The 14,445-nt window shown below is 70.4% G+C and carries 14 protein-coding genes; 10 read left to right on the top strand and 4 right to left on the bottom strand.

Features of this window, described 5'->3' with window-relative positions:
* The 7 genes from modB to rodA form a co-directional block, all read left to right on the top strand.
* A partial coding sequence (modB, locus tag ACILRF_RS09205; RefSeq protein WP_395672126.1) for a molybdate ABC transporter permease subunit occupies window positions 1-648 on the top strand: 648 nt, incomplete at its 5' end.
* On the top strand, window positions 641-1,378 hold the full coding sequence (locus ACILRF_RS09210; protein WP_395672128.1) for an ATP-binding cassette domain-containing protein: 738 nt from the start codon (window positions 641-643) through the stop codon (window positions 1,376-1,378). The genes modB and ACILRF_RS09210, both read left to right, overlap by 8 nt.
* Before the next feature lie 201 nt (window positions 1,379-1,579).
* A complete protein-coding gene (locus ACILRF_RS09215) occupies window positions 1,580-2,623 on the top strand; it encodes a rod shape-determining protein (protein WP_257818622.1) in 1,044 nt (347 codons plus the stop codon).
* 77 nt (window positions 2,624-2,700) lie between these two features.
* On the top strand, window positions 2,701-3,810 hold the full coding sequence (gene mreC / locus ACILRF_RS09220; protein ID WP_395672131.1) for a rod shape-determining protein MreC: 1,110 nt from the start codon (window positions 2,701-2,703) through the stop codon (window positions 3,808-3,810).
* Window positions 3,807-4,316, top strand: coding sequence for a hypothetical protein (locus tag ACILRF_RS09225; RefSeq protein WP_395672133.1), 510 nt, complete (start codon window positions 3,807-3,809; stop codon window positions 4,314-4,316). Before mreC ends, ACILRF_RS09225 begins: the two co-directional genes overlap by 4 nt.
* Window positions 4,317-4,328: 12 nt before the next feature.
* Window positions 4,329-6,311, top strand: coding sequence for a penicillin-binding protein 2 (gene mrdA, locus ACILRF_RS09230; RefSeq protein WP_395672134.1), 1,983 nt, complete (start codon window positions 4,329-4,331; stop codon window positions 6,309-6,311).
* Window positions 6,308-7,462 (top strand): rod shape-determining protein RodA, encoded by a 1,155-nt coding sequence (rodA, locus tag ACILRF_RS09235; RefSeq protein WP_395672136.1) that lies wholly within the window; start codon window positions 6,308-6,310, stop codon window positions 7,460-7,462. The genes mrdA and rodA overlap by 4 nt, the downstream gene beginning before the upstream one ends.
* A gap of 200 nt (window positions 7,463-7,662) precedes the next feature.
* On the opposite strand, the gene ACILRF_RS09240 is transcribed toward rodA, so the two are convergent.
* The gene (locus ACILRF_RS09240) at window positions 7,663-8,418 is read right to left on the bottom strand and encodes a Crp/Fnr family transcriptional regulator (protein ID WP_395672138.1); all 756 of its coding nucleotides are present in this window, start codon (window positions 8,416-8,418) and stop codon (window positions 7,663-7,665) included.
* Between the two features lie 266 nt (window positions 8,419-8,684).
* Between ACILRF_RS09240 and ACILRF_RS09245 the strand changes: the two genes are divergently transcribed.
* Window positions 8,685-9,140 carry a PaaI family thioesterase gene (locus ACILRF_RS09245; protein WP_395672140.1) on the top strand — a complete coding sequence of 152 codons (456 nt, stop codon included), beginning with the start codon at window positions 8,685-8,687 and terminating at the stop codon, window positions 9,138-9,140.
* A 7-nt stretch (window positions 9,141-9,147) separates the two neighbouring features.
* Here ACILRF_RS09245 and ACILRF_RS09250 read toward each other — a convergent pair whose 3' ends face one another.
* Window positions 9,148-10,341: a flagellin gene (locus ACILRF_RS09250; protein WP_395672142.1), complete on the bottom strand. Its 1,194-nt coding sequence runs from the start codon at window positions 10,339-10,341 to the stop codon at window positions 9,148-9,150.
* A 114-nt stretch (window positions 10,342-10,455) separates the two neighbouring features.
* Window positions 10,456-10,920: a cupin domain-containing protein gene (locus ACILRF_RS09255; RefSeq protein ID WP_395672144.1), complete on the bottom strand. Its 465-nt coding sequence runs from the start codon at window positions 10,918-10,920 to the stop codon at window positions 10,456-10,458.
* A gap of 202 nt (window positions 10,921-11,122) precedes the next feature.
* Between ACILRF_RS09255 and ACILRF_RS09260 the strand changes: the two genes are divergently transcribed.
* Complete coding sequence (locus ACILRF_RS09260; protein ID WP_395672146.1) at window positions 11,123-13,027, top strand: PAS domain-containing protein; 1,905 nt, start codon at window positions 11,123-11,125, stop codon at window positions 13,025-13,027.
* On the opposite strand, the gene ACILRF_RS09265 is transcribed toward ACILRF_RS09260, so the two are convergent.
* Window positions 13,024-13,659, bottom strand: a complete 636-nt coding sequence (locus ACILRF_RS09265; protein WP_395672148.1) for a glutathione S-transferase family protein — start codon at window positions 13,657-13,659, stop codon at window positions 13,024-13,026. The two genes, ACILRF_RS09260 and ACILRF_RS09265, sit on opposite strands and share 4 nt — an antisense overlap.
* A 99-nt stretch (window positions 13,660-13,758) precedes the next feature.
* Here ACILRF_RS09265 and ACILRF_RS09270 point away from each other — a divergent pair, with 99 nt between their 5' ends.
* Window positions 13,759-14,298 carry an HD domain-containing protein gene (locus ACILRF_RS09270; protein ID WP_395672150.1) on the top strand — a complete coding sequence of 180 codons (540 nt, stop codon included), beginning with the start codon at window positions 13,759-13,761 and terminating at the stop codon, window positions 14,296-14,298.
* Window positions 14,299-14,445: the final 147 nt, after the last annotated feature.

Genomic DNA, 14,445 nt, shown 5'->3' on the forward strand with positions numbered 1-14,445 from the left:
GTTTCGCTGAAGCTCGCTGGCTGGACGGCGCTGGTGTTGCTGCCGCTCGGCCTCGTGCTGGCGCGCGGACTGGCGTTCCGGCGGGTTCCGGCCAAGGGCCTGTGGGAAGCGCTGATCGCCGCGCCGCTGGTGCTGCCGCCGACCGTGCTGGGCTTTTACCTGCTGACCGCCATGGGCGCGAACGGGGCCGTGGGTCAGGCGTGGGCGGCCTTGGCGGGGCGGCCGCTGGCATTCAGCTTCGAGGGCCTGCTGGCGGCCTCGGTGATCGTCAACCTGCCGTTCGCGGTGCAGCCGATGCAACGGGCGCTGGAGGCCCTGCCGACGGACGTGCGGCAGGCGGCCTGGGTCAGCGGGTTGTCGCCGTGGTCGACGTTCTGGCGGATCGAGCTGCCGCTGGCCTGGCCGGGCGTGCTGTCGGCCTTCGCCCTCACCTTCGCCCATACGCTCGGCGAATTCGGGGTCGTGCTGATGGTCGGCGGCTCGATCCCCGGCGAGACGCGGACGCTGGCGCTGTCGATCTACGACCGTGTGCAGGGCTTCGACCATGCGGCGGCCGGGGCGATGAGCGCGGCCCTGATGGCGTTCTCGGCTCTCACCCTGGCGGTGGTCTATGGGCTGGGCGGCCGGGTGGGACGGCGCCATGGTTGACGGGCTCGACCTGACGCTGCGCCAGTTCGGGCCGATCCCGCTCGATCTGGCGCTGACCTGCGCCCCCGGGGAAGTGCTGGGGCTGGTCGGACCCTCCGGGGCCGGCAAGACGACCGTGCTGCGCGCCATCGCCGGGCTGACAAGGGCCAGGAGCGGCCACATCGCCTGTGGCGACGAGACCTGGTTCGACGATGCGCGTGGCGTGCACCTCCCGCCGCATCGCCGCCGCGTCGGGCTGGTATTCCAGGAACACGCCCTTTTTCCGCACCTTTCGGCCCTGGGCAACGTCGCCGCCGCCCTTGGCCATCTGCCGCGCGCGGTGCGGGCCGGACGCGCGGCGGAGCTGCTGCGGCGGGTGCACCTGGAGGGCCTGGAGCATCGCCGGCCGCACGCCCTGTCCGGCGGCCAGCGGCAGCGGGTGGCCATCGCCCGGGCGCTGGCGCGCGACCCCGCCGTCCTGTTGCTCGACGAGCCGTTCTCGGCAGTCGATCGCCGGACGCGCACGCGGCTGCACGCCGAGCTCGCCGCCCTGCGCGCCGACCTCGCGATCCCGATGTTGCTGGTGAGCCACGACCTGGACGAAGTCAGCCGGCTGTCCGACCGCGTGGCGCTGCTCGACCACGGCCGTTTGCGGCTTGTGGGGCGGCCGACGGAGGTTCTCGACGACCCGGTCGCGCGCGAGCTCGTCTGGGGCGACGCGCCCACGGCGCACAAGCGTGGCGATTCCTAGGCGAAACGGCGCAGTTTCCCACTCGCGCGACGCGAGAGCGCACGAACCGCTTTCCTTCTTGAATTCGACAGGTGCGCAGGGCAGAGGGGAGACGAACCTGCCAGCAAAGCAGTGCGACTCAGCGCAATCTTCGGCGCTTGTTCGTCGCTCGGTGACGGCCGGCGGACCGCACGTTTCAGCCCCCATGCCCCAGGGCCCTGCATGATCCAATCCCTCTTCGGCGCGATCTCCAACGACATCGCCATCGATCTCGGCACCGCCAACACCCTGATCTACATGAAGGGCAAGGGCATCGTGCTGAACGAGCCCTCGGTGGTGGCGCTGCGCAACGTCGGCGGCCGAAAGGTGGTCCACGCGGTGGGCATCGAGGCCAAGCAGATGCTGGGCCGCACGCCCGGCCACATGGAAGCCATCCGCCCGATGCGCGACGGGGTCATCGCCGACTTCGAAGTCGCTGAGGAGATGATCAAGTACTTCATACGCAAGGTTCACAACCGCAAGGGCTTCGTGAACCCGAAGGTGATCGTGTGCGTGCCGTCGGGGGCGACGGCCGTTGAGCGCCGGGCCATCAACGACAGCTGCCTGAACGCCGGCGGCCGCCGCGTCGGCCTCATCGATGAGCCGATGGCCGCCGCCATAGGGGCTGGCCTGCCGATCCACGAGCCGACCGGCTCGATGGTGGTCGACATCGGCGGCGGCACCACCGAGGTGGCCGTGCTCTCGCTCTCCGGCATCGTCTATTCGCGCAGCGTGCGGGTCGGCGGCGACAAGATGGACGAGGCGATCATCAGCTACATGCGCCGCAACCATAACCTTCTGATCGGCGAGACCACCGCCGAGCGCATCAAGAAGGAAATCGGCACCGCCCGGGCGCCGGCCGACGGCGAGGGCCTGTCGATCGAGGTCAAGGGCCGCGACCTGATGCAGGGCGTGCCGCGCGAAGTGCGCATCAGCGAGAAGCAGGCTTCGGACGCCCTGTCGGAGCCGGTCGGCCAGATCGTCGACGCGGTGAAAATGGCGCTGGAAGCGACGCCGCCGGAGCTCGCCTCCGACATCGCCGACAAGGGCATCATGCTGACCGGCGGCGGCGCGCTGCTGCGCGGTCTGGACGCCGAGATCCGCGACCACACCGGCCTGCCGGTCACGGTGGCCGACGATCCGCTGTCGTGCGTGGCGCTCGGGTGCGGCAAGGTGCTCGAACATCCGAAGTGGATGAAGGGCGTGCTGGAAAGCACGTTGGCCTAAGGGTTTTTTCGAACTCGGCGCACGACCCAGGAAGATTGGGGGGCGGCCGGGGGGCGCTCGCACACGAGGCTTCTTAAGTGTCCTTACGGGACAGTCCGCTCGGTGAACTCAAGGTCCCGCTGACCTGGACGGCGGCCGTGGCCGTCGTCGTGGCCGGCGTTGCGGCCACCGCCGTGCTGCTGTCGGACCGGCGCGAGAGCTTCGAGACCGACGCTTACGGCGCCAGCCGCAGCGCCATGGACCAGGCCCTGACTCCGGTCGGCGAGGCGCTGTCGGCGCCCGGCCGCTGGATCGGCGGCGGCATCGAGAGCGTCCGCGGCTACTTCTTCGCCGTCTCCGAGAACCGCCGGCTGAAGGCCGAGCTGAAGGAGATGCGGCAGTGGCGCGACGTCGCCATCGCCCTGCGCGACACCAACGAGCGCTACCGCTCGCTGCTCGGCCTGCGGACCGATCCGCCGATCCCTATGGTGGCGGCCCGGGTCGTGTCCGACAGCCGCGGACCGTACGCCAACACACGGCTGGCCAACGCCGGGCGGGAAAAAGGCGTGCGGGCCGGCAATCCGGTGATGAGCGAACACGGCCTCGTCGGCCGGGTGATCGGCGTGACCAGCGGTGCCAGCCGGGTGCTGCTGCTGACCGACATTGCGGCGCGCACGCCGGTGATGATCGACCGCACCAACGCCAGGGCCATCCTGGCCGGCGACGGCGGGCCTAACCCCAAGCTCGAGTACCTGCGCGGCATCGAGCCGGTCCGCGAGGGCGACCGCGTGCTGACCTCCGGCGACGGCGGCGTCATGCCCCGCGGCCTGCCGGTCGGCACGGCGGTCAAGGGCCTCGACGGCGCCTGGCGAGTGGTCCTGGCCTCCGACCGCTCGGCCATCGACTTTGTGCGTGTGCTGCTGTTCCAGGACTTCACCCAGCTGGTGAACGAGACCGACCTCGCCCGCACCTCCGTGCCGCCGCCGACGCCGGGCGCGCCGACCCTGACGCCGCCGGCTCCCGTGGCGGCGCCGGCTCCGGTCGCCGCCACCACGACGGGGACGGCGACACCGGCGCCCGCAGCGGGCGCTTCGCAACCCAAGCCCGCCGCGACGGCGGCGCCCCGCCCCGCGACGCCCGCGCCGACGGCTCGACCGGCGAGCCCGCCGACGTCGCCGCCGCGACCTGCCCTGGCGACTCAGCCATGAGCCAGGTGCGCTCGCTGGAGCCGTGGCGCTGGCTGGGCGTGCCGATGCTGCAGGTGCTGGCGGCGGTCATCCTGTTCAGCGTGCCGCTGCGGATCTGGGGGTTGCGGCTGCCGGAGCCGATCTTCCCGCTCGCCCTGGTGTTCGCGTGGGCGGTGATCCGGCCCTCGATCCTGGCGCCGCTGCTGATCCTGGTGATGGGCCTGTTCCTGGACGTCGCCTGGGGCGGCCCCTTGGGGATGTGGGCGCTAAGTCTGCTGATCGGCTACGGCGTCGTCCTGGCGGCCCGCAACATCATGGCCGGGCAGAGCCGGGCGATCCTTTGGGGCTGGTACGCCCTGGTGGTGGCGACGGCGATGCTGGCCGCGGGCCTGATCGTCATGCTGGACGCAAAGGCCCAGCCCAATCCGCTGTCGGTGCTGTGGCAGTTTTTGGCCACGGTCATCCTCTACCCCTATGCGCAACGGCTGATCGACCTGTTCGAAGACGCCGATGTGCGGTTCCGATAGGGGAGGGCGCCGATGGCCGAACCGGCGATCTACTTCCAGGACGTCAACGAGCGGCAGGGCGAGTTCCACCGCCGGGCCTTCCTCATGGGCGGCCTGGCTGGCCTCGGGATCACCGCGCTGGCCGGCCGTCTGGCCTATCTCCAGCTTCTGGAGACCCAACGCTACGAGAAGCTGTCGGCCTCGAACCAGTTCAACTTCAAGCTGGTCACGCCGCCGCGCGGCCTGATCACCGATCGCAACGGCGAGATCCTGGCCGCCAACCGGCCCAACTTCCGGCTGCTGGTCTCCCGCGACGAGGACCTGAAGCCGGAAGAGACGTTGAAGACCCTGGCCAACTTCGTCCCGCTGGATGATGCGCGCCAGAAGCGGCTGACCCGCGACATCCGGAATGCGCCGAAGCGGGCGCCTGTCTCGGTCATGGAGGACATGACCTGGGAGCAGTTCAGCGCCATCAACGTCCGGGCCCCGGAACTGCCGGGCGTCACCGCCGACATGGGCGAGGTGCGGACCTATCCGCACGGCGGCGCCTTCGCCCACGTGATCGGCTACGTGGCGAAGGTGAACAAGGTCGACATCACGCCCACCGGCCCGAACTCCGACCCGATCATGCTCCACCCCAGCTTCCGGATCGGCAAGCAAGGGGTCGAGAAGGCTTTCGACCTGCAGCTGCGCGGCAAGCCGGGGGCGCGGAAGGTCGAGGTCGACGCCAACGGTCGCGAGGTGCGCCACGATCCGAACGGCGACATTCCGGCGGTCCCCGGGCAGGAAATCCAGTTGACCCTCGACGTCGACATCCAGAACCGGGCGCTCGAGGTGTTCGGCGAGGAGAGCGGCGGGGCGGTCATGATGGACTGCCGGACCGGCGACATCCTCTGCATGCTGTCGGCGCCGAGCTTCGACGCCAACCGCTTCGTGCGCGGCCTGCAGGGGGCCGAGTACCGGGCGCTGGCCAACTACGAGCGCAAGCCGCTGCTGGATAAGTGCCTGTCGGGGACCTATCCGCCCGGCTCGACCTTCAAGACCATGACCGCGCTGGCGGCGCTGCACGCCGGGATCGACCCGGAGGCGCGGGTGTCCTGCGGCGGCGGCATGCAATTCGGCGGCCGCTACTTCCGCTGCCACAAGCCCGGCGGGCACGGGCCGCAGAACATGCGGGACGCGATCAAGAACTCCTGCGACGTCTACTTCTATTCGGTGGCCTCGCGGATCGGCCCCGACCGGATCGCTGCGACAGCCCGCGAGTTCGGGTTCGGCGAGACCTTCGACATCGGCATCCCGGGCCAGAAGAAGGGCATCGTCCCGTCGACGGATTGGGTGCGCAGGAACCGCAAGCGCGATCCGAAGTGGCATCCCGGCGAGTCCCTCAGCTACGGCATCGGCCAGGGCATGCTGACGGCCAACTGCCTGCAGCTGGCGGTGATGACGGCGCGGCTGGCCAACGGCCGCAAGGCGCTGAACCCGCGGCTGATCCGGTCGGTCGGCGGCAGGGAGTTGCCGCGCGGCTCCGACGTGCCGGACCTGCCGTTCGCGGCCGAGCACCTCGATTATGTCCGCGGCGGCATGGCGGCGGTGACCGAGGCGGGCGGCACCGGCTATCGCGCCAGCCAGCTCGGTCTCGGCGACATCCTGATGGCCGGCAAGACCGGCACGGCGCAGGTCTACAGCTATCGGGCCGGCATGGCGCGCGGCAAGGGCGGGGTCTGGCGGCTGCGCGACCACGGCCTCTTCGTCGCTTTCGCGCCGCTGGACCAGCCGCGCTATGCGCTGGCGGTGATCGTCCAGCACGGCATGGGCGGTTCGACCGCCGCGGCGCCGCGGGCGCGGGAGATCATGCGCGTGGCGCTGCTCAAGGATCCCGAACTCGTGGCCCGCATCCAAAAGCCGTTGCCGATGCCGGAGCTGATCCCGGATCCTGAAGCCGACCTGGTGCCCGACGCGCCGGAGGTGACCACCGCCGCCATGCCGCCCGTCGCGCCGACCGGAGGCCCGGCATGACCGTCTCGGCCCTCACCCGGCCCGGCGAGCGGGACCGGCTGGTCGTCAAGCTCAGCGAGATCGACTGGATCTTCTGCCTGACGCTGTGCCTGATCTCCGGGGCCGGAGCGGTCATGCTGTTCTCGATCGCCGGGTCGTCCTGGGACCCGTGGGCGGCCAAGCATGTGCTGCGTTTTGCGATCTGCCTGGCGATGATGATCGGCCTGGCGCTGATCGACATCCGGGTGTGGTTCGCCCTGTCGTATCCCGTCTACGCCATCGGGCTGTTGCTGCTGGTGGCGGTGGAGGTGGTGGGAGACACCCGGCTCGGGGCGCAGCGATGGCTGTCGATCGGGCCGTTCAGCTTCCAGCCGTCCGAGGTGATGAAGCTCGGCATCGTGATGGCGTTGGCGAGGTTCTATCACGGCGTTTCGGCCGAGAAGGCGCGGCTGTCGTGGTGGCTGGCCATTCCGGCGGCGATGATCTTCGTGCCGGTTCTGCTGGTGGCGCACCAGCCGGACCTTGGGACGGCGATGCTGATCCTGCTGACCGGAGCGGCGATCGTGGTGCTGGCCGGCCTGGACTGGCGGATCATCGGCGGGGCGATCGCGGCGTTCCTGGCCGTGGCGCCGCCGTTCGTGATGTTCGTCATGCATGATTACCAGCGGCAGCGGGTGCTGACCTTCCTGGACCCGGAGAGCGATCCGTCGGGGTCGGGGTATCACATCCTGCAGTCGATGATCGCCCTGGGGTCGGGCGGACCGCTGGGCAAGGGCTACGGTCTGGGATCACAGAGTCAGCTAAACTTCCTGCCGGAGAAGCAGACCGACTTCATCTTCGCGACCCTGGCCGAGGAGTTTGGCTTCGTCGGCTGCGTCTCGGTGCTGATCCTCTATGCGGCGGTGATCTTCATGGCCCTGCGGACGGCGTACCTCAGCCACAGCCACTACGGCCGGCTGGCGGCGGCGGGGCTGACGGCGACGTTCACGCTCTATGTGCTGATCAACGGGGCGATGGTCATGGGCCTGGCCCCCGTGGTCGGCGTGCCGATGCCGATGCTGTCCTACGGCGGCACGGTGATGCTGACGGTGATGATCGGCTTCGGCCTGGTGATGAGCGTCCGGGTCCACCGCTACTCGGAGATCACCAGCGGAAAGGGCTCGCTGCTCTAGGCGCATGCCGGACCGCCGGGGTTCATGAAAGACCCCCCCCCCCATCATGACGAGCGGGAGGGCGCTCAGTCGGGGAAGCGGGCGAAGGCGGGGAGGGTGTGGGCGGTGGTCATCCACGCCGGCCGGCGATGCGCACCTGCATCATGCCCATCTGGGCGAGCACGGCCTCGCCAGCGCGGGGCGTCGTCCGGTCGGGCGGCTCAGCGGAGGGACAGGTAGACTGGGTCGAACAGGGCGATCGTCTGGAGCTGTTCCAGGTCGAGGACGACGAGATGATGTCGGGCCGTCCGGATCAGGCCGCGACCGCGCAGGCCCTGGAGGACACGGTTGACGTGCACCGCGGAGATGCCCTGGGAGTCGGCGAGGTCCTGTTGGGTCAGCGGCTGGAAGAAGCCGCGATCGCGGACCAGCCCGACCGCTTCCATCCGCGTGTGGAGCTCGCAGATCAGGTGGGCGATCCGCTCCTCGGCGTCGCGCCGCCCGATGTTCACCACCCACTCCCGCGCGACCTGGGCGGCGATCGCGGCCTCGCGGGCCAGGGCTTCGGCGAGGCGGGGGTCCGTCCCTCCCAGCGCCGCGACCCGGCCGCGGGGGACCCGCCACGCCCATACCTCGGAGATCGCCTGCAGGCTGTCGGGCCGGACCTTGAGGAGCGAGATCTCCGCGTCGGCGGTGTCGCCCGGAATGAACAGGGAGTGGATCTGCCGGCGCCCGTCCGGCAGGTGGTTGAGGCGGGCGACGACGCCGTTCTGGACGACCGTGACGATGTCGGCGTCGTCGCCGGCCTGGGCGATCAGCGACCCGGCTTCGAACCGCGACGGGCGGCCGAGCAGGCCGGCGAGGGCGGCCGCCGACCCGACGTCGACGCGGCTGTGCAGGCGCAGCCGGCGTTCGACGACGCCAGAGGCGACGTCCTGAACCGGTGAAGCGGCGTGAATGCGGGCTATTTCTGACATCGATGCTCCTACGGGGCGGGAGCACATGTGTCTCTCAAGCGGGAGCAGGCCGGCGGACGCTCTCGACCGGGCGAGGATGCGCCCTTCGACCGGATCGTCCTAACGTTCTTTTCGGTTGGGCGGCCCGGCCGCGGAGGCCGGCGGCGAAACGCGGAGCGTCGGCGGCGCCGAAGCGGCGCGGTGGACCCACCCGCCAGGCCCCTACACCTCAGGGCCCATGGGCGGTATGTGCTGAGGGACAGAGATTGACGGGAGGCGGCGAGGGCATGGGTTCTGCCACGGATCAGGGCCTGCGCGACGGGCATGAGGTGATCGCCGACGGCGAGTGGGCTGGGTGGGTGAGCTATCCGGGAGAGCCGTTCGAGGACCATGCCGGACCGTTTTTCTACCGGCTGGGGGAGGACGGGGCGCCGGTCTGCGCCATGCGGGTCGAGGCGCGTCACCTCAACAGCTTCGGCGGGGTGCACGGCGGGGCGCTGATGGCCTTCGCGGACTACGCGCTGTTCATCATCGCTCGCGACGCGCTGCGAGAGCGGACGGCGGTGACGGCCGGGTTCGACGCCGCCTTCCTTGGCGCGGCGACCGCCGGGGCGCTGATCGAGTGCCGGGGCGACGTGCTGCGCAACGGGCGGTCACTGGTGGCGGTGAGAGGCGTGATGACGGCGGCGGGAGAGCCGGTGATGAGCTTTTCCGGCCTGTTGAAGAAGACGTCGTACCGCTAACCGGCGCTCAGGACTTTCCGAACAGGCCGAGTAGCCAGCGCGGCTGGCTGTTGGCGATGGCCAGGGTCTGGCCGGCGAGCTGCTGGCGGACCGTGGCGGCCTGGAGGTTCGCGCTTTCGGTGGCGAGGTCGGCGTCGACCAGGTTGCCGATGCCGGTCTCGACGGCGTCCGCGAGCTTGGCCTGCTGGGCGGCGAGGTCGTCCACGAGGTTCTGCTGCGACCCGAAACGGCCCGCGTTCTTGGTTGCCTGGACGATCGCGGCGTCGATGCGGGCGAGAAGCGTGTGCGGCGAGGCGAGGTCGACGACGTCGACGCCGAGGAAGTCGCTGCTCATGGGCCGATAGATCAGGTCGACGGTATCGCCGGCCGGCGAGCTGATGAGCCGTTCCTCGCGCCGGAACGGCAGGTGGGCGAAGCCGAGCACGGTGACGCCATAGGCGCTGTCGGGCGGGGTCGCCGGCGGCGGCGGGACGGGGAAGGGGTCGGCGTGGAGGTCGATGCTCACCGTGTTCGGGTCGCGGGGATAGAAGTCGGTCCAATCGCCGTAGGGGAAGTGCACGAGGAGCTGGCGCGTCTGGTCGTATTCCGGCGGGACAAGGAAGCCCGTGGCGCCGTCGACGGTGGTCCCGGTCACGGTCGCGCGCGGTGCGGGCGACGGGTTGGCGTTGTAGATCGACAGGGCCAGCCCGATCAGCCCGGGACGGCCATCGGCGACGGCGCTGAACGACAGGTCGGCGTTCGGCCCGCCGCCCGGGAAGGGCAGGGCGATGGCCGGGTCGGTGACGGCGCGCAGCAGGTTCACGCCGCCGAACGAAGAGCCGCCGGCGACCTCGTCGATCTGGCGGACCAGGGCCTTCATGTCGGCCTTGAGGGCGGCGCGGGCTGGGGCGTCGAGGGAGGCGTCGGCATAGGCGGCGGCCTTGCCGCGCATCTCGGTCAGCAGGTCGGTGATCTGGGCCGCGCCCTGGGCCGCGACCTCGAGGATGGCGCGGCCGCGCGCCAGGCTGTCCTGAACCGCCCGGGCGGCGCCGAGGTCGGCCTTGAGGTCCTGGGCGATGCCATAGACGGCGGCGTTGTCGCGCGGGGAGGTGACCTTGCGGCCAGAGGCGATCCGCGCCTGGGTGGCGGCAAGGGTGTCCTGTCCCGCGCTCAGGGCGCGGGCGGCGTCGAGGGCGGCCTTGTTGGTGAGGATCGAACTCAACGCCGACGCGACTCAGTTTCGAGGGAGCGCTGGCGCGAGGCTGCCCTAGCGGGGCTGTCGTCGCATTGTCATAGGATGGTCACGGCCGGCCCGCGGGCCGGCCGAACGCGGCGGCTACTTCGGGCCGTAGGTCACGTAGTATTTGGTGTAGCCGGTCGTGGTGCGACGGCCCTTCCAGCCCTTGGGGACGGTCACCGAGTCGCCGGGACCGAACTCCATCACCGTGCCGTCGGCGGAGATCAGGGTGTAGTGGCCCTTGATGAAGTACATGAACTCGTTGTGGGGATAGGCCTCCCACTCGGCTTCGCCGGGACCGGAGTCGGCGAGGCCCACGGTCATGGTCTTGTCGTCGGAGCGGAAGATCGGAAAGCCCTTGATGGCCGCCCGCTTCCCGTCGCCCGGACGGGATACGGCGCCGGGGCGCGAGAACACCGGGCCGAGCGCGTCAGCCTGAGGGATCTTGATCGGCTTGAGCTCGGCAGACGCACCCGCAGGCTGGGCCGGGGTTTGGGCCCCCGTCTGCGCGGAAGCGGCGCCGGCGGCGAGCAGCGCAGCGGCGATGATGGTCGTGCGGATCAAAAGTCGTCCTCCCCCTTTATTCCTGGAGTGTCGGGCGCCGGCCCGGCGTGAGTCAAAGGCGTTTCTGCGGGCCGCCTCAAGCTCGGCCGGGGCGGGGGATCACGCAAAAGGCGGAATGTTCGATGGCCGAGCTTGTGTTGGGAGAGGCTCTCGGGAAGGTAGGGGCGCCGCGCGAAGCTGCGCCGGCGTCACAGCCTGATCGATGAACCTCCGCGTCCCGACCCCGCCTTCCGACGTTCCGCTGAACATGAAGCAGGCGCTTCCAGGTCATCCGTGGGACGACACGCCGCTCGGCCCGGCGGCGGGCTGGCCAGCGGCGCTCAAGACCCTGGTCGACGTCATGCTCGACGCCGACCAGCCGATGCTGATCGTGTGGGGGCCCTCGCGGACGATGCTCTACAACGACGGCTATGCGGCGATCCTGGGCGACCGCCATCCCGGCGCGCTCGGCCGGCCGTTCTTCGAGGTTTGGCCTGAACTGGCCAGCGACATCAGCCCGATCATGACCCGCGCCTACGGCGGCGAGCCCATCCACATGGACGACATCCGGGTCACGCTGTTCCGCAACGGCTATCCCGAAGACGCGCACTTTGCGTTCTCCTATACCCCGATCCGCGGCGAGGACGGGGACGTGCTCGGGCTGTTCTGCCCGTTGCGCGAGACGACGCGCGAGGCGGCGGCGACCGAGACCCAGGCGTTCTGGCTGAAGCTCGAGCGTGAGCTGATGGACCTGACCGATCCGCAGGCGATCATCCAGGCCTCGCAGCGGGCGTTGGGCGAGAAACTGCAGGCCGGGCGCGTCGGCTACGGGGCCGTGGACTTCGAGGCCCGCTATTTCACCACCGCCGACAACTGGACCGACGGCAGCATCCCGCACCACAACGGCACCCACGACCTGGCGGCGTTCGGGCCGGAAATCTGGAACGCCCTGAAGGTCGGCGAGCCGCTGGCCATCGAGGACGTGACCACCGATCCGCGCTTCAACTCGCCGGAGGCGCTTGCGGCGTTCGCGGCCTTGCAGATGCGCTCGGCGTTGACGGTCAGCCTGATCAAGGGCGGCCGGATGATCGCGGCGATGTACGTCCACGACGCGCGGCCGCGCCACTGGAGCGCGGCGGACCGCGACTTCGTGCTGCAGGTCGCAGACCGCACCTGGTCGGCCCTGACCCGGGCCTCGGCCGAGCGGCAGGTCAGCAGCGTGCTGGCCAGCATGGCCGAAGGCTTCGTGCTGGTGGACCAGCAGTTCCGGGTGGTGGCGATCAATCCGGAGGGGCTGCGGCTGGACGGCCGCAGCCGCGACGAGATCATCGGCCGGTCGCACTGGGAGTTGTGGCCCGGGACGCAGACCTCCAAGCTCGGCGAGATGATGCGGCGGGCGGTGGCGGAGGGCCGGCCGGCCGAGATGGAGCACGCCTATGCGTTCGCCGACGGGCGGACGCTGTGGTTCGAGACCCGGGCGTATCCGACCGACCAGGGGCTGGCGCTGTTCTATCGCGACATCACCGAGCGCAAGGCGGCCGAGCAGCGGCTGGACCTTCTGATGCGCGAGGTGGACCACCGGGCCAACAACCTGATGTCGGTGGTCCAGGGGGCGGTGGCGCTGAGCCGGGCGGACGACGCCGACACGCTGCGGCGCATCATCCTCGGCCGGGTCGACGCTCTGGCGCGGGCCCACCAGCTGCTGGCGGCGTCGCGGTGGAACGGGGCGGACCTGCGCCAGCTGGTCGCCGACGAAGTGCGGGCCTACACCCTCGGCGATGGCGCGCGCGTGTCGATCACGGGACCGAACGTGCCCTTGAGCCCGGCGCTGGCGCAGGGGATCGCCATGGCGGTGCACGAACTGGCCACCAACGCCGTCAAGCACGGGGCGCTGAGTAACGACAGCGGGCGGGTCGATGTCACCTGGACGCGCTCGACCGACGCCATGCGTCTGGTCTGGACCGAAACCGGCGGGCCGCCGGTCAAGCAGCCGGATCGGGCCGGGTTCGGGACGACGGTGCTGCAGCGGGCGTTGGGCGGTCCGATCGGCGGGCGGACGACTTTGACCTGGGGCGAGGGCGGCCTGGTCTGCGTGCTCGAGGCGCCGCTGACGGAGGCGGCCGGTTAGGCCCGCGCCGCGTCGGCAGCGGCGAAGTGGGCGAGCTGGTCAGCCCTGGCCTTCTGGAAGGCGGGGCGGGCGGTGAGGCGGGCCACGTAGGCCTCGGTGGCGGGACGCTCGCCGAAGCGACGGACCTGGGGGATGCGCAGGACGTCGGCCATCAGCAGGTCGGCGACGGTGAAGCGGCCGGCGGCGAGCCATTCCCGGCGACTAAGGACCGCTTCGATGTGGTCGAGGCGGGAGGTCAGCCAGCCGGTGAGGCCGTTCTGCGGATCGCCGCTGATGTTGAGGAACCACCAGGGGACGGTGACCATCTCGACCGAGTTGAGGGCGGAGATGGTCCATTGCAGGGTCTCGGCCTCGCCGGCCGGGTCGGCGGGCAGCAGGACCTCGCTCTTTCGGGCGAGGTGGAGGAGGGCGGCGCCGCTCTCGAACAGCTTGAGTTCGCCGTCGTCGAGGAACGGGACCTGGCCGAAGGGCTGGCGCTCGAAGTGGGCGGCCTGGCGGTCGTCGGAGGCGACCGTGCCGACGGCGTAGGCGAGGCCGGCCTCTTCGCAGGCCCAGCGCAGCCGCAGGTCGCGCACGAAGCCGCGCGGGCCCGGCGGAACCCAGTCGTAGGTCCAGATGGTGAGGTCGCTCATCGCCGGCCCTTTCCTGTGGGCGGCGATCTTAGCCGGAGCCGCCTGACGCGGAAGGGGCGAGGTGTTAGCATCGGCGCAAACACCGGCAGGGAGGCCGCGATGTTCACCGACATGCGCCAAGGCGGGCGCGAGGACTGGAAGGTGATCGGGGCGGCGCACTGGCGCCACCAGCAGACCGGCGCGCCGATGCAGATCATGGACACCCTGCGCCGTCTGGAGCCGATGGAGCTGGGGTTCGCGGCCAACCAGCTGACCCACAGCCTGATGGCGGCGACGCTTGCCCGGCGGGACGGGGCGAGCGACGAAGAGGTGGTGGCGGCCCTGTGCCACGACATCGGCAAGGTGCTGTCGATCCCCAACCACGGGCCGATCGCCGCCGAGATGCTGAAGCCGTACGTGTCGGACGACATCTACCAGGCGATCTACTGGCACCAGGATTTCCAGGGCGCCTATTATTACGAATATCTCGGCAAGCCTTCGGATCTGCGGGAGAATTTCCGCAAGGAGAGCTGGTTCGCCGTGGCCGAGAAACTGGTGGATCGCTGGGACGCCCCGGCCTTCGACCCCGACTTCGCCGTCGACCCGCTGGAGTCCTTCGAAGACCAGGTGGTGCGGGTGTTTTCGACCCCGAAGCGGTAGGCGGCGCGCGCGCGGCGATCCAGTTCCGGGGTTCGGGCGTTAGGCGCTAGATCGTGATGACTGCCCGGACGGGGGAGGCTTGATGACCCGCATAGGGTCCGTGCGCCGGCTTATTCTCAGCCGACAGGGCGAGCGACCCTGGGCGGG

The sequence above is a fragment of the Phenylobacterium sp. genome (assembly GCF_044236515.1).
Classification (GTDB): domain Bacteria; phylum Pseudomonadota; class Alphaproteobacteria; order Caulobacterales; family Caulobacteraceae; genus Phenylobacterium.

What these genes read in the sequence shown, in the direction of transcription:
- ACILRF_RS09210 (WP_395672128.1), top strand. Translation starts at nt 641, where the DNA reads ATGGTTGACGGGCTCGACCTGACGCTGCGCCAGTTCGGGCCGATCCCG.
- ACILRF_RS09215 (WP_257818622.1), top strand. Translation starts at nt 1,580, where the DNA reads ATGATCCAATCCCTCTTCGGCGCGATCTCCAACGACATCGCCATCGAT.
- ACILRF_RS09225 (WP_395672133.1), top strand. Translation starts at nt 3,807, where the DNA reads ATGAGCCAGGTGCGCTCGCTGGAGCCGTGGCGCTGGCTGGGCGTGCCG.
- mrdA (WP_395672134.1), top strand. Translation starts at nt 4,329, where the DNA reads ATGGCCGAACCGGCGATCTACTTCCAGGACGTCAACGAGCGGCAGGGC.
- rodA (WP_395672136.1), top strand. Translation starts at nt 6,308, where the DNA reads ATGACCGTCTCGGCCCTCACCCGGCCCGGCGAGCGGGACCGGCTGGTC.
- ACILRF_RS09240 (WP_395672138.1), bottom strand. Translation starts at nt 8,418, where the DNA reads ATGTCAGAAATAGCCCGCATTCACGCCGCTTCACCGGTTCAGGACGTC.
- ACILRF_RS09245 (WP_395672140.1), top strand. Translation starts at nt 8,685, where the DNA reads ATGGGTTCTGCCACGGATCAGGGCCTGCGCGACGGGCATGAGGTGATC.
- ACILRF_RS09260 (WP_395672146.1), top strand. Translation starts at nt 11,123, where the DNA reads ATGAACCTCCGCGTCCCGACCCCGCCTTCCGACGTTCCGCTGAACATG.
- ACILRF_RS09265 (WP_395672148.1), bottom strand. Translation starts at nt 13,659, where the DNA reads ATGAGCGACCTCACCATCTGGACCTACGACTGGGTTCCGCCGGGCCCG.
- ACILRF_RS09270 (WP_395672150.1), top strand. Translation starts at nt 13,759, where the DNA reads ATGTTCACCGACATGCGCCAAGGCGGGCGCGAGGACTGGAAGGTGATC.